This window comes from Caballeronia sp. LZ065, from assembly GCF_031450975.1.
In the GTDB taxonomy this organism is placed as follows: Bacteria; Pseudomonadota; Gammaproteobacteria; order Burkholderiales; family Burkholderiaceae; genus Caballeronia.
In genome coordinates this window covers 1-389 of record NZ_JARUXV010000043.1, presented here as the reverse complement: position 1 = coordinate 389, position 389 = coordinate 1, and the positions used below count along the sequence as shown (strand labels likewise).

At 68.1% G+C, this 389-nt stretch carries 1 pseudogene; it reads right to left on the bottom strand.

Features of this window, described 5'->3' with window-relative positions:
- A pseudogene (locus tag QCE63_RS35565) lies at positions 1–389 on the bottom strand (hypothetical protein); the annotation flags it as partial.

Below are 389 nucleotides of genomic sequence, written 5' to 3'. Positions count from 1 at the left end.
AACGTGTACGGGGTGCCGCCGATCGTCGCGCCCGGCGTGTTCACGACTGGCGCGGTTGTCGAACCGGCGCCGAGGGCGACATCGCCGGGATTGGTCGACACCGCGCCCGAACCGATCGCCACCGAATTGACGCCTGTCGCCGTGGAGCCCGCACCGGTGCTGTTGTCCTGGAAGTACTTCGTGCCCGTCGTCGCGAGGCTGTTGATGGAGTTGACGGCGTTGCTGATGTCGGTCGAGTTCTGATCGATCGCCTGGTTCGAAGCGAAGAGCTGCGAGCCGTTCACCGCGTCGGTCGAGGTGCCGGAGAGACGCCCCGCCGCGACGTTGGTGATCGTGCGCTCCGCGCCCGGCGCGCCCACCGATACCGTGCTCGTCGCATTCGTGCCGGC